This window comes from Leptothoe spongobia TAU-MAC 1115, assembly GCF_018739885.1.
Classification (GTDB): Bacteria; Cyanobacteriota; Cyanobacteriia; order Phormidesmidales; family Phormidesmidaceae; genus Leptothoe; species Leptothoe spongobia.
On record NZ_JADOES010000007.1, the window covers coordinates 43,856 to 68,600 of the forward strand.

The window sequence follows — 24,745 nt, forward strand, 5'->3', positions numbered from 1 at the left end:
GCTCCAACTCATGAGGGTTGACTTAATGCAGTACATGATACAGAAGGTTGCCAAGCACCATCAGCAATAAGGAAAACTTCACCTGATTCAGTGACAATGGCGGTTTGAGAATCTGCTAATGGGACAGGTTGCTGGTTTAAGGGAAGCGAACTTTCTGTATCTGGCATCAATGATTCAGGCTGAACTATGTCTGGCCCCAGGTCATCAAGCGGTGCATCTTCGCTGACGATGTCAGATGGTGCCAGAAGCTGTCCCCCACGTCCGGTGATAATGAAATCACCAGGTGGACCATCGTTAATGGTAAAGTCTTCGGCACGGCAGCCTTGGGCAATACGGTTCGCTGGGTCTATCAGATCTGTCGGTAATTCGGTGAGTTCCGAAGCAGGGTCAGTATCCAGGCGTATTGTGCCATCGACATCGAATTCAGAGCTAGCATTAATGTCGCTGATGCGATTGCCCCTCAATGTTGGGCTAAACTGCTCGACTTTTCGAAAACCAACAATAAGATTAGCGGTGATATCAATCATGCCGCCTTGACCAAACGAAGCGTTAGCCAGAATATCGTTATCTTCTTCAGGAATGGTAAACACAAATCCTGCATCAATGACAACATTACCGCCACCTCCTGTATCACTTGCTTCAGCCAGTATCAAACTACCTCGACGCATAAGAAGCACATCGACATTCTCAACAAAAATGCTGCCTGCACTACCAGAGCCGTTACCACTGGTGACGAGTTCAGTGTTATCTAATTTTGCAACGACTGCATCACGGATGGTGATATTTCCCCCAGTACCTCTGCTACCAGTCCCCGTAGAGGCTGAAATTTGAGGGCCTTCTCCAAGGGTATTGATTTCAATACTGCCGCTGTTTTTAGGTTGCAGTATTACGCTACCAGCAGAAGCTGGGCCACTAGTACTGACTGATACTATCGTTTCGCTGTCAGCAAGATTAATCTCATCAGCTCCTATAGTTATGGTCCCGCCAATACCTTCATTTACAGGGCTGCTAGTTTCGGCAGTTACACGGGCTCCATTTTGAATATTTAGCAAAGGCGTCATGATACTAATACTACCTGCACGACCACTGCCTTCTGTGTTGGTATTAATGCGGCCACCGTTAAGCGTTATACTGTTTTCTCCTGTAATGAAAATATTGCCACCATTTCCGCTACTACCAGAATTGGTATTACTAAGAATTGCACTGTCGTTGAGTTGAATATCGCCAGCACTAATTATTTCTAGGTCGCCAGCAGCCGCAGCCCGATTCGCATCGCTAAGGATTTTAACTGCATTCAGTGTTAAGTTTCCATCACTGGTAATGGTTGTCTTACCAGCCTGGCCGAAATCGCTCAGAACCAGTGTGATTGTTTCATCACCTAGAATACTGGGCTCTTCGAAGGGATTTGAAGTTATTACCTGACCACTGGTGATCAGATTCAGATTACTAATTGTTAAACTATCGGTAGAACTATCAATTTCAACATTGCCAGATTGTCCAGCACTCGAGATAGTTAATACTTCTAGATTGGAAATTTCTTGTGCTTCGAGAGATATTGTTCCGCCTGCTCCAGTGATACCACCTTCTCTTACAATTGACAAAGCATTTATCTGAGCATTGTTATTACCAATAATAACGCCATCTTTAGCCAGAAGAGAAATGTCTCCCCCATTCCCAGCAGTACCTGAGTCTGAGAATGAAAATGAGCTCAAACGTTCATTTGTTGAAATATTGCCAGAATCTGAAGAGATAGAAATCGCCCCTCCATTCCCAGCAGTGCCTGAGCCTGGTGAGGACGAGAACGAGTTCAAACGTCTGTTAACTGTGATATCCCCAGAACTTGAAGAGATAGAAATCTTCCCTCCATTTCTAGCAGTGCCCAAAGCCGAGAACGATCGCGAGGTCGAGTTCAAACTTTCATTGGTTATAGTGCTACCAAAAGTTGTAATGTTGCCTGAACCTGAGGAAATAGAAATTGCCCCTCCATCCCCGGCAGTACCCGTGTTTGTGGACGAGGATGAGTTCAACGCTGCACTGGTTGTAATGTTACCTGAGCCTGAGGAAATAGAAATCGCCCCCCCATTCCCAGCAGCACCTGAGGCTGCAAATGAGTTCGATTCCACACCGCCATTAATCTCAATATCACCCGACTCTGAGGAAAGATAAATAGCACCACCATTGTTAGGAGTGTCTGAGGATGATTCTGCCGCTGAGGCCGAAAAAATACCTCCATCAATCGTAATACCACCAGCACCCGAAAAAATATCAATACTCCCGCTATTGCCAGCATCACCCGACTCTGAGAATGAGCCTGAAGATAAACCTCCACCAATTGTAATGCCACTAGCATCCGAGGAAATTTTTATGTCTCCACCATTACCGCCATCCCTCAAGAATGAGAGCGAATTTGAAGACACATTCCCACCAATTGTAATATCGCTAGTCTCTGAAGAGATAACAATATCCCCTCCATTATTCCCTGAATCAGAACCCGAGAATACTGTTCCATTAATCGTGATACTACCTAACTCTGAGAAGACAGTAATGGCTCCTCCAGTACCCGAGCCGGTCATAAGTTCCCTGTTGCCCGAGGATGAGTTTAAGTCCCTCATAATGACGATATTACCAGTAGCATTAAGGATAATTGGTCCTCCATCTCCACCGTCGGGATCAGATGTATTTATATCGCTAACGACAATACTGCCTGAAGGTTGATCGGCAATAACACCCTCTGAAAACAAAGTAGGAATCTCACCAGCAGTCTGAGGAATATTTGGAGTATTCGTTGAATCTACCCCAGCTCGTAAAATCGTAGCACGACTACTAGCCAACAAATCTTCATCAGAACCCGATCCATCTGCCATCAAGTCTCCACTTGTATCCGGCCCAGTAATTTTGATATTCCCTGCCTGAATGCTTCCCGTTGCCTCAACCTTCAACGCCGCTCCCTGATAATCACCAAACACCACATCCCCATCAGCAAAAATAATCGGGTCATACAAGCTAACAAAATTTCCTGGCAGTCCTTCTAACGATAGAAACTGTAAACTTCCCCCACTCTCAAAATGAGCATCCCCCGAAATCATCCCATCACTGATGAGGGCCAAATCCCCCCCACTCACAAAAGGAGTCTGCTCCAAATGCTGCAGCGTCCAAATATCAATCCCTTGATTCCCCTGAATCGTCAGCTCATCCCCAGACCAAGCCATAAAAGCATCCGTTGCCGTATCCCGAATCGTCACTGTATCCTGGGCCTGCAACGTTAAATCATCCCCCGCGATTAACTGTCCTTCCAAATACAGCTGATTACTCGATAGCGTTAAGTCTTCTCCCGTTCCCAAAACCCCAGTGCTGGTAATATCCCCCTGGGGTAATGCCCCAAACTGAACCCCCAACGGCACACTCATTGTTAAAAATGATGCCCCTTGAGGATTTACAGCACTAAAGACACTCCCATCGGTAAACTCCAGTGTGTCTGCTGTACTCGCTGTAAATGCACCAAGAATATCAAGCTGGGCATTAGGGCCAAAGGTTATGCCATTTGGGTTCAGCAAAAATAAATCAGCGGTACCATCAACGCCTAGTAGACCATCAATGTTGGACACATTGTTTCCGGTGATCCGGCTAAGGATTGTCTCAATGCCCTCAGGGTTTAAAAAATAGACTTGCTGGCCTGTGTTGATATTGAAGTCTTGAAAACTATGGAATAGGTTGGCACCTCGGATTGCTCCGCCATGAATGACATCACTATCATTTCCATTAGTGAATATGGAGCTTTCTGGCCCTAGTGTGTCATCAGGAATAATTTGGGCAATGAAAACCTCATCACCAAGCGGGGCTGCCTGGACCACCGTTGCTATATGACTGATGAAAAGTACTAAACCAAGCTGAAACCAGCGAACACATTGGATGTGTGTCATAGTCCTATGGCAATAGGTTTTGCCAATACGATCAACTGTATTCTTGCTTCAGCACCCTTCAGTAATCTTATTGGATAGATGCTGGATAGGTGTTTGAGTTTGTGAAGCTTAACGCAAGGCTGTACAGGATACTGAAGGTCGCCAGTCACCCTCAGCAAGCAGAAAAACTTCACCTGATTCGGTGACAATGGCCTCTTGAGCATCCGCCAATGAGGTATGGGGTGAGTTGTTTATAAGCAGTGAGCTTTCTGCATCTGATGTCGAAGGCTCTGATTGAATAATGTCTGGTCCCAGGTCATCAAGTGGTGCATCGTCGTCTGCGATATCTTCCGGGCTTAGGAGTTGTCCCCCGCGTCCGGTAACGGTGAAGTCACCTGTTGAACTATCAGTAGTAGTCCTATTTGCAGTACTGCAACCTTGGGCAATACGATTAGCTGGATCAGCTAAGTCAGTAGGAAGTTCAGTAAGCTCTGGGTTGGGATCAGCATCTAGATTCACTATGCCATCAATGCCTGAGTTGGAACTGGCACTGATGTCGCTGATGCGATTACCCCTTAATGTTGGGCTAAACTGCTCAACTTCTCGAAAGCCAATGATGAGATTAGCTGTGATATCAACAGTCCCGCCTTGGCCAGAGTTAGCAGTAGCCAGGATATCGTTGTCTTCTTCAGGAATAGTGAAGGCAAAACCTGCATCAATGAAAACATTACCACCACCCCCTGTGTCACTTGCTTCAGCCAGAATCAGACTCCCTCGGCGCGTAAGGAGTAAATCTACATTCTCAATAAGAATACTCCCTGCGCTACCAGAACCGTTACCACTAGTGACAAGTTCGGTGTTATCTAATTTTGCAACATCTGCATCACGGATAACGATATTTCCCCCAGCACCACTGCTACCAGGCCCTGTGGAGGCTGAAATTTGTGGGCCTTCTCCGACGGTGGTGATATCAATGCTATCGCTACTAATAGGCTTAAGAATTATGTTGCCAGCAGTAGCTGGGCCACTGGTACTGACTGATATTGCCGTCTCGTTGCCAGAAAAATTAACTTTGTCAGCCTCTATGTTTACGGTCCCGCCAGCACCTTCTCTCACAGAGCTGTTAGTTTCGGCAGTTACACGGGCTTCGTTTTGAATGTTTAGCCGAGGTGTCTGGATGTCAATACTACCTGCACGGCCACTTCCATCGGTATCAGTATTAATTAGACTATTATCGAGAGTGGCGCTGCCTATAGCGTTAATAATAATACTGCCTCCGTTGCCACTACTCTCGATATTGGTATTGCTAAGAATCTGGCTATTATTAAGATGAATGTTACCAGCACTAAAGACTTCGACATTTCCAGCATTCGTAGATCGATTGGCATCACTTCGAATTTCAACCTCATTGAGGATCAAATTTTCAGCACTAGTAATGACTGTATTACCAGCCTGACCAAGGTTACTAAGATTTATGGTGATTGTCCTACCAAATAACGAGAGAGGATCAGGAATTGTTACTTGACCACTTGTAATCAGATTTAGTTCGCTGATTGTTAAGCTTTCCTCTAGGCTTTGAATTTGAACGTTTCCCGATGCATTAGTATTGGAAAGAGTAATGATCTCTAGGCCAGAAATGTTTCTTGCCTCTAGGTCTACCATCCCACCTTCTCCAGTTGTTACACCTTGTTTTGAAATAGAAGCAGTAATTAGCTGAGATTTATTGCCAACAATAGTACCTTCTCTAGTAAAAAGGGAAATATTTCCTCCATTACCAGTAGTACCGAAGGCTGAGTATGAAGATGAATTTAAACGATTGTTAATTCCGATATTTCCAGACACTGATGAGATAATAATATCTCCGCCATTGCTTGCATAATGTGAGTATGATCGAGAACCTGATGCTGATCTCGTACTCAAAGCTTCATTGGTTATAACATTGCCAGAAACCGAAGAAATAGAGATGGTCCCTCCATTACCAGTGGCGATATTATTAAGCGAAATTGAGTCGGCAGACAAGGCTTCATTGGTTGTAACATTGCCAGAAACTGAAGAAATAGAGATAGTCCCTCCATTACCAGTGGCGTTACTAAAAATTGAAGATGAGCGTGTACTTAAACGTCTATTAGTTGTGATATCACCAGAGGTTGAGGAGATCGAAATTGTTCCTCCATTACCAAGAGTGCCAGAATTTGAGAATGAATTTGATTGTAAAAGCCCATTAATTAAGATATCACCAGAGGTTGAGGAGATCGAAATTGTTCCTCCATCACCAGAATTGCCAGTGCTTGAATATGAGCTAGAGGATAATTCATCTGTAATAATATCACCAGAGGTCGAGGAGATCGAGATTTCTCCTCCATTACCAAAGACACCTACAGCAACTATCGTATCTGCATTAGAAGAATTTTCAATGGTGATATTACCACCCGCTGCAAGGACAATGGGACCACCATTGCCAGAATTCCTGGTGCGAGATAATGAAAAAGAACCTAAAGCAACAGTTCCTGAGCTTGGAAAGGGCACACCAGCATTTTGCATGGTGGGAGTTTCAAAGAAGCCTGTAGTAGTTATATCGCCACTTGCTGTCAGCATAATCGGCCCTCCATCTCCACCATTGATATCAGAAGTATTGATGCTGCTAACAATAATACTTCCCTTCGGCCACCCATTTACAGCATCTATATTAAAGGCTGTACCTTCAGCTGTTTCAGGCACATTCGAAGTACCCATCGCATCCACCCCAGCTCGCAAAATCGCAGCACGACTACTAGCCAACAAATCTTCATCAGACCCTGACCCATCTGCTCTTAAAATTGTATCCGGTCCCGTGATAACAATATCCCCTGCCTGAATACTCCCCGTCGCTTCAACCTTTAAAGCAACACCAGTATAGTCACCAAACACCACATCCCCATCAGCAAAAATAATCGGGTCATGCAAACTAACAAAATTTCCAGGCAGTCCTGCTAACGTCAGAAACTGCAAACCTCCCCCACTCTCAAAATGAGCATCCCCCGAAATCACCCCATCACTGATGAGTGCCAAATTTCTTCCACTAACAAAAGGAGTCTGCCCCAAATGCTGTAACGTCCAGATATCAATCCCTTGATTCCCCTGAATCGTCAGCTCATCTCCAGACCGAGCAATAAAAGCATCTGTTGCCGTATCACGAATCGTCACCGTATCCTGGGCCTGCAAGGTTAAATCATTCCCCGCAATTACCTGCCCTTCCAAATACAGTTGATTACCCGACAGCGTTAAATCTCCTCCCGTTTCCAAAACCCCAGTACTGACAATATCCCCTTGGGGTAATGCCCCAAACTGCACACCCAACGGAGCACTCATCGTCAACAACGATGCCCCTTGATGATTGACAGCACTAAACACACTGCCATCCACAAACTCAAGCGCGCCTGCTGTACTCGCCGTAAACGCACCACGAATATCCAGCTCAGCATTAGGACCAAAGGTAATACCGTTGGGATTCAACAGAAATAAATCAGCAGGTCCAGCCACCCCCAACAAGCCATCAATATTAGAACCATTACTGCCAGTCACCCGACTGAGAATTGTTTCAATGCCCTCAGGGTTAACAAAATAGACTAGCTGGCCAGTATCAATATTAAAATCTTGGAAACTATGAAAGAGATTACCTCCACGAATAGCTCCACCATCAATACTGTCAATACCATTGTTCTCGACAAGGAAAGATCCTTCATCTCCCAATGTCTCATCTGGAGAAATCTGAGCAATCAAGATACCTTTGTTGGAGAATACACTCTCAGGCAGACTTATAGGATGTTCATCAAGTAAACGATGTTGAAACTGCACATCACTAAGAGAAGCTGCCTGCACAGCTGTTGCCATATGACTGGTTGCAACAACAACTAAACCACACTGAAACCATCGCACACATTGAGAATAAGCCATAGGGAACCGCAGCGTTTTTCGCCATTGCTATAAACCGTTTTTCTAGTTCGGCACCCTTGCGCATCGTTCTACAAAGTGATTAATGGAGCTGGTAGCAGGCTCTTAACATTAGACATTAAAAGAATGAGTATTGTAACGTAAAATATACGCCATTCTCTTGTAGAGAATGGCGATCATCTGGCACAGAAATTAACGGAATTCCCCAATCCAGCCGAGCAATTAGATCTGGCTGTTGAAATAACAGACCAACCCCCACGCTCGCTAACGAGTCAGAGTTACCCCCTTCCGCATTCCAACCGTAGCCCGCATCTAAGAATGGAGTAAGTTGTAGAGTTTTTTTATTTTTGCCATCCTGATCTCGCCATAACGGCAAACGCACCTCTGCAGATGCCAACACCCCATTATCCGTGGATAAAAGGTTCTGACGGTAGCCCCGCACCGTAGACTGGCCCCCAATGCTAAGCTGCTCCAGATTTAACAAAGAATCCGTAGCTAGTTGAGTACTCCCTTTAAGTAGCAATAATGTATCAGGACTCAGGACGCGTACCCACTGGGCTTGCCCCTGCCACGAAAAAAAGCGACTATCAGGCACGTCTCCCTCATTGACAGTGGCATCCAGAAAATCCAGACCTAAATTGAATTGTGATCTTAAGGCCAATACCTGCTTAGGGCTACGGTTAGTCCACTCTTGAAAAAATCGCAAAGCAGATACCTTTGTACGCCCCTCATCATCCGCCCCCAAGGACAGGGGAGTCGGGCCAATATCGTCAATCCCCAAAGACGTCTGAGACCTTTGATGAGAAGCCGTTAGCCCGATAGCAAATTCCTGGGTTGGCGTTAACTGAAGAGGATGCCTCAGAGTTAGCTCATAAAAGTCAGAATCCGAATCAATCTCCAGAACATCAAACGGCTCCTCGATCACATCGTTATCTGATTGATCCACAGCCAGATTGAGCGTTGTGCCGTAGGGACTGATCGGTAGCGTATAGTCAGCATTTATGCCATTACTGCCGCTGGTCAGGGTATACCCAATACTCAGGCTATCCCCTAGCCCGGTTAAGTTAGCTTCAGTAGCCTGAAGTTGATGGCGCACTGTGCCAACGCTGGGTGATCGATTATTGTCCAGAGTGTACATTACCCCAAAGCTATCAGCTTCCAACACATCAACTACCAGGCGGTTCTCGCCCGGTTCGGGAGTGGCCTGCAAATCAGCCGAGATACTCGTTACCAGCGGATCAAGCTGCAGGAGCTGTAACCTTTCTACCAGGTCATTGACATTTAGGGGAGCGGCAGCCCCTAGGGCAATACGGCTACGAATATAGCCCTGATGCAAACGACGGGTTCCTGTCACCACAATCTCTGACAAACTACCCTCAACGATTGTCATCGTCACTACCCCATCTGTGATTTCCTGGGGTGGAACGATAGCTCCCGAAGTGAGATAGCCATTTTCGAGGTATAAATTAGTAACTGCCTCACGCGCTGCAGCGATATCAGCAAACGTTTTAGACTCTCCCTTATACTTATCTGTTTCCGCCCGTAATTCTTCTTCGTCAAAGACGGTGCTTTCACTAAATTCGAATTCTTTAATCAAAAATGTTGCGCTATTTGGTGGTAAGGACGGCCCAATCGGTGGTGCTGGGGATGGACCTAAAAGTTCATCAGCAGAAGGCAACTCTTGAGGCGGTAGCTGCTCAGGTTGAGATTCAGGCTGAGGAATGATTACATTTTGTGGCGTTATACGCTCCAAAGACGGCGCTTGTGCATGGGCTTTGCCACCACTACTTAACCAAAGCAAACATGCAACACTTATTGCATTAAGAAACCAATATCCTACAATGGCCCTTAGCCCATAAGCAGCACGTCGTTTATCGTGCAAGTTACTTGTTTGATACATACCCATTCCCTATAACCTTGTAAGGGTTAGACATCCAGTCCGTAAATATATCTGCGATACTTCGTATTTGATAACTGTGAACAAGGCATTTCAAACCTTATCAGCACAAAATTAAAAGATATCAATATTTTCTGATGGAACAATAAACTATAGAGTTCCTTGCTAACCAAGGCCCAAAAGTTTAGGTTTATTCAGATATTGACCAAACAATCGACTTTATAGGCGATGCACAAATCTAAGTAGTAATACGTATCATTCAGGACTGATATGCATTATTTCCAGTTTAAATTGAGAAATTTGTTGGCATTAAGGCAATTGCCATGACTGTTTCTGATGTTCCAGATGCTTCAGCACCATTGCGCAGCATCCACACTAACAATTTTCCGGTGCTGCTAAATCATCTAGGTATCTCCTTGATCGTTTCAACCTATCAGGCTGGCAAAGTCGTCTTGATTCGGGCTGATGGTGCAACGCTAAATACCCACTTTCGGGTATTACAAAAGCCAATGGGCTTGGCTACCGATAATAATGGACGCATGGCGATTGGCACCAGTGCCCACATCTGGGAATTTCGTAATGTACCTGCTGCTGCCTCCAAACTGGACTCTAGTGGCAAATACGATGCCTGTTTTTTGCCTCGTAATATCCATGTAACCGGAGACATTGATATCCATGAAATGGCTTGGGGCCATGAAGGGCTTTGGTTCGTCAATACTCGATTTTCCTGCCTATGTACCCAGGATCCTGACCATAGCTTTGTACCCCGTTGGCGGCCCTATTTTGTCAGTGCCTACGCTCCTGAAGATCGTTGCCATCTTAATGGTCTGGAGTTAGTAGACGGCAGTCCAAAATATGTAACCGCTCTGGGTACTACCAATACAGCTGGTGGCTGGCGAGAAAACAAAGCCGATGGGGGTATTTTGATGGATGTCACTACAAATGACATCATCGTTCACGGGTTATCGATGCCTCATTCTCCACGATGGTATCGCAATCAACTTTGGGTGCTGGAATCTGGCAAAGGCAACCTGGCACTTGTAGATGTGTCAACTGGCAAAATAGAGCCATTGATTCAATTACCTGGTTTTACCAGAGGGATTGATTTCTACGGTCCCTTAGCCTTTGTGGGTTTATCCCAAGTGCGAGAATCAGCAGTATTCAGTGGTCTACCCTTGACTGAGCAACTAACTGAACGAACATGTGGCGTATGGGTTATTAACATTGAAACTCAGGAAATTTTAGCGTTTCTAAAATTTGAGGATGCTGTACAAGAGATTTTTTCGGTGCAAGTACTACCTAATATTCAATTTCCTGAGCTATTCACTGAAGAGAATGAACTGTTGCGAAGTTCCTATGTGTTGCCTGATGAAGCTTTAGCAGAAGTTGAGTTTTCTTATTCACCACCGTAGACAAGTGCAGGCCCTAAATCAACAATGGCGTATTTTTACTTGAAATAATATGAGGTAGGGCGTTTAGGGGTATTACTATGGATTAACTTTTCTCTAACTCACTTAGCTTGTCTAAGATCAACGGATTGCGGGCTAATTGTTGACCGAGAACGGCGGCTCCCCTCTGGTTTAGATGACTGGGGTCAGCGAAGAAGACGTCTTGTTCTAGCCACTGGGATAACAGGTCAATGACTGTAAAGTTTAAGCGTTGACTTTGGTTTTGTAAGAACCTTTGAAATTGTTGATCGAGGGGCAGTCGATAGTCGTCTAGATAGTCACCGCTGAGGGGGAGATGGACAAACACCAGGTCGATGTTACGGCTTTTGAGATAGCCCACGAGCGATCGCAATGACCCCACCTGTAATCCCGTCAGACCAAACGGGTTATAAAACCCGTCATAGCGACCATTGACCCGTGGATAGGTCTGGTAAAACACCGTTCGGTCGAATACCGCAGGCTCAGATAAAAAACCATAGGCATTAATGGCACTGGGTTGTCGGGAGATAGGAGGTCGATCAGAAAAACCAGGCCTTTCCCCGGCGAGGAGCGCTGCATAGCCAGGGGAATTGAGGATGCGGGCAAAGGTGGCATCGAGCCGACGACTATTAAAGGCTCGGGAGCCATCCCCCCAGATCACTAGCTTGGGCAACTGCTCCGGGGTGAGTAGCCGCTGCAGCACAAAATTCATCACCTGGGCCGTGGCCCCATTAACGCTAAAGTTAAACACACGAACGGGATAGTTCTGCTTGACTAAATCTGTTTGTAACAGCTGGGGATCCAGTCCCTGGAGTGCCCTGGAGCTACCGACGATGAGAATGTCGGGAGGGCCAAATGTCGCTATATAGCTTAGATAGAGACGCAGTTGTTCATCCAGAACGGCACTGCCCAAACTAGGAAAGACATCGGGCCAGCTCAGTTGATGGGCCTGCTGTTGAGCAAAGGCTAGATTGCCCAGATATTCTTGCTGCTTGCGTTGGGCAAAAAAGCGCTCTGGGCTTTGGGCCGGGATGGTTTGCAGGGTTGCGATCGCTCCGGTCCAAGCACCCACGACCTGATCCCACTGGTCAACTGATTTAGCCGTTTGGGCCATGGCCATGGCCTGGTCAGCCTGGGCAAACCCAGACTGTAGCGCCGCCACCACCCGTCGATCGCTCCAAAAATTTACCTTGGCAGCTAAAGCCGGTCTGCTGGCATCCCCACGACTAACCAAGACACTGAGCGACACCAGCATTGCTAATGCAAATAGCAACGCCATCAGCCAGTGCCGTCTATTGAGAACTTTCATCATGCCAACTCGACCCGTGTAAACCACCAGCGGTATAGCCGTTGCTGATTTAGAGAAGGAGCAGCAACGCCACGGTATATAACCATAGCGCGGTAGAGGACAAACCTGACTAGCTCCCCCCTAGACAATGGCGATGGACCAAATCTCCAGATAGTCTTAAGCGGTCATACATTTTTGAGGGCGCGGTTTTTAGCTCTACAGAGTCAGCATTCACCCCTTCTTTGAGACGCCAGGTTTCCCATGCCTGACGACCAAAACGCCAAGTAAAAACGCTCAAAACTTCCAGACCATTTTCAGTGTAGTAAGAATCGATACAACAGTAAAAAGGTACCAGCCAGCCAAGTCTACGAACACGCAAAGCATTGAGGATTTGACGTGGGGATAGGGTTTTGTGTGTCATAGCAGTGAATAAATCAAGAACTCTTGTTCCTGATTTATTCACGATGATTAATGCGCATTCATTAAAGGGAGTATAAAAATTTACCTTTGTTCAGGATTGAAGCGGATGATTGTCCGTAGGTCAAAACTAAGCCTTTACCCAGTCGTCCTTAAACTCCCCAATTGGGATTGTAGAGAAAGATAGATCTATGCCTTTATGGATCCTGGGGGTGACGTTCTATGGTTGGTTGTCACAGAGTTGGGAATTTATGGCAGGTTTTCGAACGTTTGGCTGGATGCTGGGTATCGGTTTACTGATAGGAACCGGTCAGGACTTAGAGGCCCAGGCTGACCAGAGTATGCCCACCAGCATAAAATCGATTGAATCGGCGCTCAATCAATCATCAACTAACAGCATAAAGTCCATCGAAGCGGCACACGTTCAATATGAGCAAGCACAAAACTTCTTACGACTGGGGAGTAGCCGCTCCGCCATTTTCCCACTGGAAACGGCCATTCAACTGTATCGTAGTGCCGGTGATCCAGTCGGTGAGCACAATAGCCTGATTGACCTCAGCTTTGCCCACTATCGCTTGGGAGATCATCACCGAGCTCAGCAAGCTTTAAATCGGGCAGACCAACTCTCCATACCCTCCTCCGCAGCGATTGCCCAACGTAACCGGGTATATCTGATGCAGGCATTAATCTGGCTGGAACAGGGAAATGTTGTACGCAGTTGGCAACGGCTACGCCAGGTGCAGCGTGGGTTACTCCAGGACTTTGCCGAAAAAAACCGGTTAAATCTAGCATTGGGCGAAATCTATCGCCATACGGGACAGTACAGTCGAGCGCTGGATACATTACAAGCCGCACGCTCTAGCAGTTCAGACCGAGTTGATCGCACCCGGATCTTGGGGGAAATAGGAAATATCCACTACACCCTAGGGGACTATGGTCAGGCTCAGTCAGCTTATCAAACGGCCCTGGCCGAAGCTAAGTCTGCGGGCTATTGGGAAGGTCTACCCCAGTTTCTAAATGGGTTAGGTCATGTTTATTTGCAGCAACAGGCCTATGACAAAGCGCGGGATGTCTATCTAGAAGCCAGAGAAATTGCAATTTCCCAAGGGCAGTGGCATGAGTTGGCCAGTATTCTCAATAGCCTGGGTGAGCTATATGCAGAGCAGGGAGCGTTTAACAAAGCCTTAGACACCTTTACCGAAGCGCTGGGATATCGAGATAAATATGTAGGACCAGAGTATAGTCGCAGTCTCAATCATTTGGCACAGCTCTATGCGGTTCGGCAAGAAAGAGAAACGGCACTGGCATACTATGAAGATGCCTATGCCTGGGCCAGGCATAACTATGATGAGGTGGGTCAGATCAATGCCTTGAGCGGGTTTGCCGAGATTGAGCGCGGTAACGGCAACCTGCCAAAAGCGGCCAAAACTCTATATCAGGCATTGGATAAATTTGAGGCCCTGGAGCCGGGTCTGCAGGATATCAACAAAGTCTCATTATTTGAAACCCAATCCTATCTGTATGATCAGCTGCAGCAGGTTTTGATCCAACAGGGTGAGATTGAAGCCGCTCTGGTGGTGGCAGAACGGGGCAGGGCCAGAGCTTTTACCGAGTTATTGTCAAAACAGACCCTGGAGACAGAGTCCCCTGTCCCGTTGATGGATCTCAGCATTAACCAGATCAAATCATTAGCTCAAAAACAGGCGACCACATTGGTTCAATATTCCATCATTCGACAGCCATCCCCTGGACGCAGCCGCTTTGATGATCAGGCGCTGTTTATTTGGGTGGTCAAACCCACTGGGGAGGTACAGTTTGAGCAGGTCGATCTTGCTCAGCGACCCGAATCCCTCAAGGAGATGCTGGCCGCTAGTCAAGATAGTCTGGGGGTAAGGGGGGTTAATCCGTGGCATAGTGCTGCGAATACGACCCAGTTTTCCCAAGCTAATCAGGCTGATCTAAAACAACTGTATGAACTGACCATTGCCCCCATTGCTGACTATTTGCCGGAGTCTCCCGATGACAAGGTCGTGGTTGTGCCCCATCGAGAGTTATTTTTAGTCCCCTTCCCTGCTTTGCAAAATGCCCAAGGAACCTATTTGATTGAGCATCATACGCTGGGAACAACACCTTCGCTGCAGACACTACATGTCTTGCAACAACGTTCGGTTGAGCAGTCGGGTCAATCTCTTGTCGTGGGCATTGATCGGGCTCAGGCAGCATCAGCCGTAATTGTTGGCAATCCTGATATGCCGTCGGTCCCCTTTAGGGTGGGTGGTCCCCCCATGCCATTGAGTGATTTACCGGGGGCAGAAGCAGAGGCAATTGCGATCGCACCGATCCTCAACACCGCTCCTCTCCTGGGAGCTGCCGCCACCGAAACCGCCGTCCGCGAACGCTTAGCCGATGCTGACATCATTCACTTAGCCACCCATGGATTATTAGACGAGCAGCGGGGGCTGAGCAGCGCCATTGCCCTGACACCGACCCGTGAAAACCTCGACCTGGATCAGCCCGATGATGGTCTACTCACCGCCCAGGAAGTCATGCAGCTCAACCTCAAGGCCGACCTGGTGGTGCTCAGCGCCTGCAATACCGGGCGTGGTCGGATCACGGGGGATGGGGTGGTGGGGCTATCCCGCTCCTTTTTAGCCGCTGGGGCCAACAATCTTGTCGCCTCTCTGTGGGCCGTGCCCGACGAAGCAACGGCGATGCTGATGACTGAGTTTTACCAGCAGTTACAGACCGAGCCAGACAAGGCCGTTGCTCTACGCCAGGCCATGCTCAGTACATTGGCACAGCATCCCAACCCACGCGACTGGGCCGCGTTTTTCTTAATCGGATTATAAGTGACGGGCACCTGCGCTCTTTAATTTAGGTCAACATTACGGGTACCAACTGAAAGCGGAACGTTTTCCCAAAGACAGAATTTAGAATTCAGAATTCTGTACCTTACTGGCTTCTGGCTCCTGGCTACTGCATCCCCACCCAGTCAGGATATCCCAGCTAAAATTGATACCCCTATGGCAGACGCTATTGGTCAAAACATTAGGGGTGCATTTTCCCGAGGATCAGTAACGGTTTAAAACCAAATGACGGAATTATCTAGATCCAGGGTGTAGAAATGAAGGACTTCCATCAACGAATGTACATATCCATGACTATCCTGACCCCAAAATCGTTACGGCGATGTTTAGGACTGTTTTTAGCCGGTCTACTCACTAGCCTGATGGTGACGGCCCAGCCTGTAGCGGCCCAAACCAACTTTTGTGAAAATCGCTCTGTCCCGTCAAATGTGGTCCAGGGTCGCAGCTATGGAGACCCCCATTTCAATACGTTTGATAGTTTTAACTACTCATTGCAAAAGGTGGGTGAGTTTCTTTTGGCCAAAGATACCACTGGTGACTATGAGGTGCAGTCCCGTCAGGCCCAGGTACCCAACCGCAGCAACCTATCGCTCAACACAGCCGTGGCCATGCGCGTGTGCGATCATCGGGTGGGTATGTATGTGCAAGATAGCCCCGATGGCCGCAGTCTGATGTGGGTGGATGGTGTACCCATTGACTTTGCGGATAATGCGTTTGCTCTGCCCAATGGCGGTGAAATCCAGCGGCAGAATGACCGCCACTACACCGTCATCTGGCCCAGTGGCGACCAGGTAGCGCTCAAGATTATTACCGTTAGCGGAGCTCGGTTTATTAATATCATGCCGATTGTGAGTCGCGATCGCAGAAACCAAATGGCTGGCCTGCTGGGCAACTACAACGGCAACCCCGACGATGACCTGATGAGTCGTGATGGCACAGTTATGCCCGCCCGTTCCACCTACAGCATTGCGGCAAATACTCTGAATCGAGCCCTACCGGCAGCAATCCCTGTATATGAGCTAGAAACCGCCTACTTTGATCAGCTTTACAAGCAGTTTGGCGATAGCTGGCGCATTACCCAATCCGAGTCCCTGTTCGACTATCCTGCAGGTCTGACCACCGCTAGCTTTACCAACCGAGGTTTCCCTGATCAGTACCTGACGCTAAATGGCGTGAGCGATGCTGACCTAGAAGCCGCCATTGCAGAATGTGAAGCCGCTGGTGTGCCCGAAGATCAGATGGATGGCTGTGTCTTCGATGTAGCCGCCACCGGCAATAGCAGCTTTGCCAATGCCGCCGCTAATGCGGTCGCTAATGTTGTCGTTGATCGGTTGACTGACCGCATTATTGACGAGGTAGATGACGTGATTCCCTTACCAGGGGGTATTCGCCTACCTTTCTAGGCTCAGTTTGCATAAATTCATCCAAAAAGGCGCGATCGGATTGAGATCGCGCCTTTTTTGGCAAATACGTTACATTTGTTATTTTTATTTTCTGGCAATTATTTAGAGTAGCCTAAGCGTATCCACAATTCTGTGATTGAGCACATATCCTGGCAACCATAGAGACATTTTGGGACGTTCTATGGTTAAGCCAAACGCGCATGACACCCTGAAGGCAGCCGATACGACTCCTTCTAAAGAGAAACCCAACAAACCCAAAGTTACCAAGCAGCAATCTCCAAAAAATAGAGCGACAAAACGTAAGGCGACAAAACATAGGGCGACCAAAACGTCCTTAAATCAGGTCGCTACAATTCCTATGGCAAAACCCTCAAAAGCGATCAAAAAGAAAACCGCCAAGCATGATAGACCAAAAGACAAACCTGTTCAGCGAAAAAAACAAACAGATCAGAAAAAGCTGAGTAAGTCTGTTTACAACGCTGAACTAGAACGCCTGCAGCTAGAGCTAGTCAAAATGCAGGAATGGGTCAAACATACGGGACTCAAAGTTGTCGTCATTTTTGAAGGCCGAGATGCGGCGGGTAAAGGGGGAGTAATCAAACGGATCTCCGAATGTCTCAATCCCCGTGGGTGTCGCATTGTGGCCCTGGGAAAACCCACTGACCGAGAAAGAACCCAATGGTATTTTCAGCGCTATGTCAATCAACTCCCCGCTGCTGGTGAGATTGTTCTCCTGGATCGTAGCTGGTATAACCGAGCCGGTGTGGAGCGGGTGATGGGCTTTTGCACCCATAATGAGTACACCGAGTTTATGCGCACCTGTCCTGAGTTTGAGCATATGCTGCAACGCTCGGGCATTATCCTGGTCAAATACTGGTTCTCCGTCAGTGACAAAGAACAGGAAAAGCGATTTAAAGAACGCATTGACGACCCGACCAAGCGGTGGAAACTGAGCCCCATGGATCTAGAAGCGCGGGCCCGCTGGGTAGAGTACTCCAAGGCCAAGGATGACATGTTTGCCATGACCGATACGACTAATTCACCCTGGTATGTGGTTGATGCCGATGACAAGAAACGGGCTCGGCTCAACTGCATTAGCCATTTGCTCAGCCTGATCCCTTACGAGGAAGTGCCCTACGAACCGATTGTGTTACCTAAACGGCAGGGTTCGATTAATTATCGACGTCCCCCTAAGGACACTCAGCGCATGGTTCCTGCGCAATATTAACTGGCCATCCTATATGGGCATCTCTCTGGGGATGCCCTGGGGTAGTTGAGCCGTTGCCGCCCCATTGGGTGAACCATCAAACTTAATTTCTTGTAGCGGAGCAGCCAACTCAATTGGCATTACTAGTTTCTAAAAAATCAATAGATTTAGCGGTACCGGATCGCCGAGCCAGGCAGCATGCTCAGTATGGTCTGCAAGATCGTTTCCTGTCAGACCATGGACGAGTACTGTAAACTCTCCTCGGTTGTTCTCCAGCCATGGAATCAACCGATCAAATTGGCTTTTATCAAAGGCAAGCTGACAGCTCCGGCAAGGGTGTGGTCCAACTGGTTTCTGATGTACCCGACCCACCTTTACCCCAAATAACTCTCCCGCTTTCTGGCATAGAGAGGACGCTTTCTCTGTAGAGTTGCCATCGAAATAAACGTGGGCATGGTATTGGTCGTAGCTGTTGGTGGGGCGTTTTGTCATGGTTGAATCGCAGCAGATGTTTGGAGATTTTTGATTGATGGAGTTACCAATGTAAGATTAACGGCATTTGGGGTCGAAAATCTTCAGTCCGTTCCAAGGCACGATGATCTAACGTGATTTCCATCAGATGATCACTGGCTGATCGCATAGAGAGCCGATCGGCTTGGGCCACCAATCCTAATACCCCTTCAGTATCTACCGATGGTGTGGAAATTATGACCTCACTAATCATCTGAGGATTGCGTATCGGCTGTGGTCTGGAAACGCCTGGATCGCGAAATGGAAAGTAGAAACAAAGCGGTTCGGTAATAGTGTGAGCATTTGCGCCTACATGGAAACCTTTGGGTGGTGGAAAGTAAGCGGGTTGGTAATGCCAGCCGGGAAAAGGCATCTCTGAACTAATCGTCTTTTTGCCAGGCACAAAAATAACACCGAACGGAGATGCAGTTGAATTTCCGGCTCGCTCCGCAAAACCTAAATCTCGGCCTGGCCCCGTTCTTGCCTCGTTTGGATCCTGCACCCAGATAAATTCCAGCATGCCATTGGCAAAGTAAAAACGACGGTTAGCAGTGCCCTGACCGGGATGGGTATTTTGGGGTCCCTCTTGGAATCCATGTTCAAGCAATAAATCAGCTACCTTGGCTGTCGGCTTAACCAAAATGAAAACATGATCTAGTTCCAGATTCATTGTTGGTTTTCTCCGAATTCTATTGTATAAGATCTAAAAATTATGTCTGAAGAGGTTGTCATGGCAACCTGTACATCAAAAAGATAGAACCTAATTGAATCCTCATTCCTAAGAATATGCGAGTAACACCTGATTACTACTGAGGGCGGTATAACACCTGCCAGCGACCGGCCCATTCGATCTTGGGATAATTAATTTTCACCCAATTCCAGCGAGCGGGTAGGTCACCGGGAATCACCAGCACCGATGGAGCCGTCATCAACCGCCGCAAATAGCGGTTAGCACTGGGGCTACCCAGTCGAATCCAATGGGTTTCCCAATCTTGAGCAGTTTGAAAAAATGTCTCGTTGACCACACCATCATTGATGGTAATCGTATCCTTGTTGAGACCAAATGCCAGAGATGGCAGCGTTTCGTTGTACACCAGCACAGGTAGCCCCTCTAATCGTCTCTGTTGAATCATCCTGGATACAACATCCGTACTCTCCTTCCAGGGGCCGTTGGCATCCACATAGTAGCCACCGTACAACAACATCATCAGCGATGGCACCAGCACCATAGCGATCAATCGAAATCTCACCCCTGCCCGGATCGATCGATATAACAAAATCACCAATACCAATGTCCCCACTGCCGTGATCACCATCGGCCAAGTTGCTTTTAGGGGTTGCCCAAGCATCTGATAACTGAGGGGAATCATCAGGGCCAGTAAGCCTAACGTGCCGTAAATCTGTGCAAACCAGCGACTATATAGCCACACATATTGTTTGGATAGTAGGTGCACTAAATAGCTAACAAGAATCGAAAACCCAGCCAAGAGGGGTAAGAGTCCAGCTAAGGATGCACTACCCGTGAGGGTATAAAACCCTAAAGGTAACAACAGCCAACATACAGCGACCGGCAAAACATTGGGATTTTGCCATAGGGGAGCGGCGGTCATGTTAGGTATCACAATTATCCACCAGGGCAAACTCCCGGTGAGAAACCCCACAATATATTGCCAGCGGGGATGCCTAGGAATCCCAAAGAACGTCTCCTGCCAAAAGGTTTGGCGAGTAAAGGCCCAAAAATCAGGCAAATGGTCATTCATATGGACAAACCAAAACCCAATCAGGCCCAGACCCATAATCAAGGCCACCAGGCCATGCCGCCAATGTATCCAGTAATTGCGAGGACCAAACATCAGCACATAAGCCCCAACCAACAAAGGCAGCACTAGACTCCGCACACCTCCGCAGAGGAAGCCCCCGGCCACAGAAACGGCCAAACCATACAAAGCAACTGGCAGTTTTTCTAGGTGATACAGCAAAATGCAGTAAATAGCCGCCAGCTCAAAGGTCGTTAAAAATACATCGGCAGATAGGTAGCGACTGCAGACCAGGACCAGAGGACACGACAGATAGATCAGTCCTGCAAATAGCCCAATCTGAGGTGAACCAAACAGCCGCATGGCAATCCGGTAGGTAAAGATTACCTGGATAACAATGCTCACCTGGACAAAGAAGCGAGCACCAAAGGTATTGACTCCCCATAGTTTCATGCCCAGGCTGGTGAGCCATAGGGGGATCGGTAACTGGCTAAAGTCATTAACCCCCAGCAATCGCGGATGCATAAAATTTTGCCGGACCAGCATATCACGACTGATATCAGCTATGGCCCCCTCCGTGCCTGTGGTGATTACCCATAGGTGAAGGTTATAGAGCAGTACAATCAGCACTACCCCCAGCAATATGTAGATAAACCGGTCAAGTCTGACGGGCCTGGTTACAGGGGGCATGGACACCTGCTGAGAAGATCCCAATTATTACAGCATGCGATCGCAAATCCTAACACGGCCAGGCCTATGAAATTTCAATTAGGCTGGGCTATAAAAGGAATCATTGCTCCAGGGTAGGGAAATCTGATGTCAATGAGTCAGTTAACTCGTTGCCCTTGCTTCTCAGGTATTGACGATGAAGGATCACGTAGCTAGCAAACCCCCTGGCCAGCCGATTGAGGCCAATGAACATAAAGCATTAGGAAATACGGCATTAGAGGTATTAACCATCCTCAAAGCATCCCAGGCTATTGCCAGCGCGATTAAACAGGAGCAATTGCTGTGCCAGCTCCTTCCCCTTTTCTTAGAACACTCTGGGGGAGAGCGCTGCGCCATAATTTTGAAAAATCGTGACGACGATTGGCAAGTCAAGGCCATGGCCACAGCGGATACGGTAGAGCTATGTTCAGATGATTTGGCCCATCATCGTGATCTACCTATCAAGCTGATTGAGTATGTCAAAAACACCCAGCAAACCGTCGTCGTTGATGATCTAGAGAGTGATTTACCGATTATTGATGCGCATCTTCGTCAGCAACAGCCCCAGAGTATTTTGGGGTTACCCATCCTTTATCAAGAAAAGTTAATTGGCGTCCTTTACCTGAGCCATTCATCCATCAGGGGGGTATTTAGCCACCACCGCATCTTCGCCCTGACCTTACTCTGCAACCAGGCGGCCATTTCCCTAGAGAATGCACGAATTTATCACCTGGAACAAGAGAAAACGGCCCAATTGCAGGCCTCGGAACTGCGGTTCAAGGCCCTATTCGAACAAGCCGCCGATGCGATTCTACTGTTCGGGGACAATGGTCTGATCGACTGTAATCAGGCCACTCTGGATTTATTTGGCTATACAGATAAGGCACAATTATTGGCCATCCATCCCGCGAAAATTTCACCCGATGTGCAGCCCGATGGTCAGCGATCTAGCGATAAAGCCGATGCCATGAGCCAGGCAGCCTTTCAATCAGGCCGTCATCGCTTTGAATGGATGTATCGACGGGCCGATGGCCAAGACTTTTGGGCGGAGGTAATGCTGACAGCAATCCCTGATCGGGATACGACGATGCTTCATTGTTTGGTCCGGAGTATCAGCGATCGCAAACGCACAGAAGCCACCCTTAAGCTCAGCGAAGCCCGAGCCACCGCCGCCTTTGCCCAGGCTGCCATGGGCATTGCTGAAAGCGACATGCAAACTGGAAAATTTTCTCGGGTAAATGATTACTTTTGTGATCTCGTCGGCTATACCCACGGCGAACTGGCCCATATGTCCGTGGCTGAACTCACCCATCCCGACGATATGGCAGAATCTGGCGAACTGGTTCAAGCGCTCTTCAGTGGAGAGATCAAGGATTTTACGGCTGAGAAACGGTATATCCGCAAAGATGGTTCAGTGGTGTGGTCTACCACGACGGTCAACCTGGTAGAGATGGCCGATGGACAGTCCCAGTATTGTCTGGGAATGATTCGAGATATTAGCGATCGCAAAGCAGCAGAACAGCGGCTTGATCAATCCCAAAAGCTACTCCAGCTAGTGCTTAATACCATTCCCCAAAAAGTGTTTTGGAAAGATCGCAACTCTGTCTATCTGGGATGTAATGAAGCTTTTGCCAGGATTGCAGGCTTGAACTCAGCCGATGAAATTATTGGCAAACGTGACTACGATTTACCCTGGGAAAAGGAAAAAACAGACCTTTACATAGAGTGGGATCGCCGCATTATGGATAGCGGTCAAGCAGAACTCGGTATGGTTGAAGCCCAGTTAACCCAGGATGGCCAAGAAACGTGGATCGAAACCAATAAAGCGCCTCTGAGGGATGTCAACGACAATGTGATCGGTATTCTCGGCACATATCACGACATTACCCCACAAAAACAAGCTGAACAAACCCTGAAACAAATTAACGAGAAATTAGAAGCCAGAGTCCTGGAACGCACAGCCGCCCTCGCAGAAACCAATAAATCCCTGGCCAAGGCCAAAGAAACAGCCGATGCCGCCAACCAAGCCAAGAGTGAATTTCTCGCCAACATGAGCCATGAATTGCGCACCCCGCTAAACGGCATCCTGGGCTACGCGCAAATTTTAGAACGGTCGTCCACTCTGATTGATAAAGACCGGAATGGCATTAATGTTATCTACCAATGTGGTTCTCATCTGTTAAACCTGATTAATGACATCTTAGATCTTGCCAAAATCGAGGCCCGTAAGCTCAAACTCACGCCAACCCCCATCCACTTACCGTCACTATTACAAAGCGTGGTGGAAATGTGCAGCATTAAAGCCAGACAAAAAGAGATTGACTTTATTTATCAACCCAGTTCTCGCCTACCAGATGGGGTCATTGTCGATGAAAAATGTCTACGACAGGTGCTCATCAATCTTCTGGGCAATGCCATTAAGTTCACGGATAGGGGTGCCGTGACGCTACGAATAGACTTATTGGAACAATTGGATGCCCAGGTGACCCTACTATTTCAAGTAATCGACACGGGCCTGGGTATTGCTGAAGCCGATCTCTCTAAACTGTTTGAAGCATTTGAACAAGTAGGCGATCAGCATAAACAAGCCGAAGGCACTGGATTAGGACTGGCCATTAGCCAACGGATCGTGCAGCTCATGGGGGGAACCATTCAAGTTCAGAGTGATCTGGGCCATGGCAGTGAGTTTTACTTTACGATCAAGCTGCCATTATCAACAGACTGGGCACAACAACAACTGGGTGGGGCCCGTAGCGATCGGCTGATGGGGTACCAGGGAAAACGCCATACAATTTTGATTATTGATGACCGCTGGGAGAATCGTACCGTTCTACTTAACCTGCTGGAGCCTTTAGGATTTAGCATCATTGAAGCAGAGAACGGGGAGATAGGCTTAACCAAATTGCAATCGTGTCAGCCTGATTTGATCATTACCGATCTAGCCATGCCTGTCATGGATGGCTTTGAATTTCTACAGCATATCCGTAGTCACCCTGACCTCAGCCACCATCAGGTGATTGTGTCATCAGCGTCAGTCTCTCAAGCAGATCAACAAATGGCCCTTGATCAAGGTGGCAATAAATTTTTAGCAAAACCGATCGATGCGTCCACTCTATTTAAGGTGATATCTGATTGTCTGGACTTAGAGTGGATTTACGATACCCCATCAGAGACAACGACTCCAGAAACCGCTGACATCATTGTCCCACCGCACCAGGACCTGGAAACCCTATTGGCATTTGCCCAGAGTGGTCAGGCCAAAGCGTTGAGAGAAAGCCTAGAGCAATTAGTGGCGAAGGACAAGGCCTATACATCGTTTGTTGCTCCCATGCTCAAACTGGCCAAACAATTTCAGGTAGAAGAAATTGAAACCCTTTTGCAACATCACTTAAATGCAATGCCTCAGTAAACGACAGAGTCTAAATTGGATAATTT

Annotated in this window: 13 protein-coding genes; 5 read left to right on the forward strand and 8 right to left on the reverse strand. The window is 47.6% G+C overall.

Annotated elements, in window-relative coordinates; translation table 11 throughout:
- Window positions 1-8: 8 nt before the first annotated feature.
- From IXB50_RS05325 to IXB50_RS05335, 3 genes are all read right to left on the reverse strand, one after another.
- Complete coding sequence (locus tag IXB50_RS05325; RefSeq protein WP_215607911.1) at window positions 9-3,920, reverse strand: two-partner secretion domain-containing protein; 3,912 nt, start codon at window positions 3,918-3,920, stop codon at window positions 9-11.
- Between the two features lie 108 nt (window positions 3,921-4,028).
- The gene (locus IXB50_RS05330) at window positions 4,029-7,832 is read right to left on the reverse strand and encodes a two-partner secretion domain-containing protein (protein ID WP_215607912.1); all 3,804 of its coding nucleotides are present in this window, start codon (window positions 7,830-7,832) and stop codon (window positions 4,029-4,031) included.
- A gap of 115 nt (window positions 7,833-7,947) precedes the next feature.
- A complete protein-coding gene (locus IXB50_RS05335; protein ID WP_215607913.1) occupies window positions 7,948-9,729 on the reverse strand; it encodes a ShlB/FhaC/HecB family hemolysin secretion/activation protein in 1,782 nt (593 codons plus the stop codon).
- 320 nt (window positions 9,730-10,049) lie between these two features.
- On the opposite strand from IXB50_RS05335, the gene IXB50_RS05340 reads away from it, so the two are divergent.
- Window positions 10,050-11,138, forward strand: coding sequence for a TIGR03032 family protein (locus IXB50_RS05340; protein ID WP_215607914.1), 1,089 nt, complete (start codon window positions 10,050-10,052; stop codon window positions 11,136-11,138).
- Window positions 11,139-11,220: 82 nt separating this feature from the next.
- Here IXB50_RS05340 and IXB50_RS05345 read toward each other — a convergent pair whose 3' ends face one another.
- Entirely contained in the window at window positions 11,221-12,489 is a 1,269-nt protein-coding gene (locus IXB50_RS05345) for a hypothetical protein (RefSeq protein WP_326520727.1), read from the reverse strand.
- An 82-nt stretch (window positions 12,490-12,571) separates the two neighbouring features.
- On the reverse strand, window positions 12,572-12,862 hold the full coding sequence (locus IXB50_RS05350) for a hypothetical protein (RefSeq protein WP_215607915.1): 291 nt from the start codon (window positions 12,860-12,862) through the stop codon (window positions 12,572-12,574).
- Between the two features lie 187 nt (window positions 12,863-13,049).
- Here IXB50_RS05350 and IXB50_RS05355 point away from each other — a divergent pair, with 187 nt between their 5' ends.
- From IXB50_RS05355 to ppk2, 3 genes are all read left to right on the forward strand, one after another.
- Complete coding sequence (locus IXB50_RS05355) at window positions 13,050-15,707, forward strand: CHAT domain-containing tetratricopeptide repeat protein (protein WP_215607916.1); 2,658 nt, start codon at window positions 13,050-13,052, stop codon at window positions 15,705-15,707.
- Window positions 15,708-16,015: 308 nt separating this feature from the next.
- Window positions 16,016-17,128, forward strand: coding sequence for a VWD domain-containing protein (locus tag IXB50_RS05360; protein WP_215607917.1), 1,113 nt, complete (start codon window positions 16,016-16,018; stop codon window positions 17,126-17,128).
- 181 nt (window positions 17,129-17,309) lie between these two features.
- On the forward strand, window positions 17,310-18,356 hold the full coding sequence (ppk2, locus tag IXB50_RS05365; protein WP_246564114.1) for a polyphosphate kinase 2: 1,047 nt from the start codon (window positions 17,310-17,312) through the stop codon (window positions 18,354-18,356).
- Between the two features lie 129 nt (window positions 18,357-18,485).
- On the opposite strand, the gene IXB50_RS05370 is transcribed toward ppk2, so the two are convergent.
- The 3 genes from IXB50_RS05370 to IXB50_RS05380 form a co-directional block, all read right to left on the reverse strand.
- Window positions 18,486-18,827, reverse strand: coding sequence for a DOPA 4,5-dioxygenase family protein (locus IXB50_RS05370; RefSeq protein ID WP_215607918.1), 342 nt, complete (start codon window positions 18,825-18,827; stop codon window positions 18,486-18,488).
- A 43-nt stretch (window positions 18,828-18,870) separates the two neighbouring features.
- Window positions 18,871-19,515, reverse strand: a complete 645-nt coding sequence (locus IXB50_RS05375; protein WP_215607919.1) for a VOC family protein — start codon at window positions 19,513-19,515, stop codon at window positions 18,871-18,873.
- A 136-nt stretch (window positions 19,516-19,651) separates the two neighbouring features.
- Window positions 19,652-21,292 (reverse strand): ArnT family glycosyltransferase, encoded by a 1,641-nt coding sequence (locus tag IXB50_RS05380; protein ID WP_215607920.1) that lies wholly within the window; start codon window positions 21,290-21,292, stop codon window positions 19,652-19,654.
- A 175-nt stretch (window positions 21,293-21,467) separates the two neighbouring features.
- On the opposite strand from IXB50_RS05380, the gene IXB50_RS05385 reads away from it, so the two are divergent.
- Window positions 21,468-24,719, forward strand: a complete 3,252-nt coding sequence (locus tag IXB50_RS05385) for a PAS domain S-box protein (RefSeq protein WP_215607921.1) — start codon at window positions 21,468-21,470, stop codon at window positions 24,717-24,719.
- The last annotated feature ends 26 nt before the right edge of the window (window positions 24,720-24,745 follow it).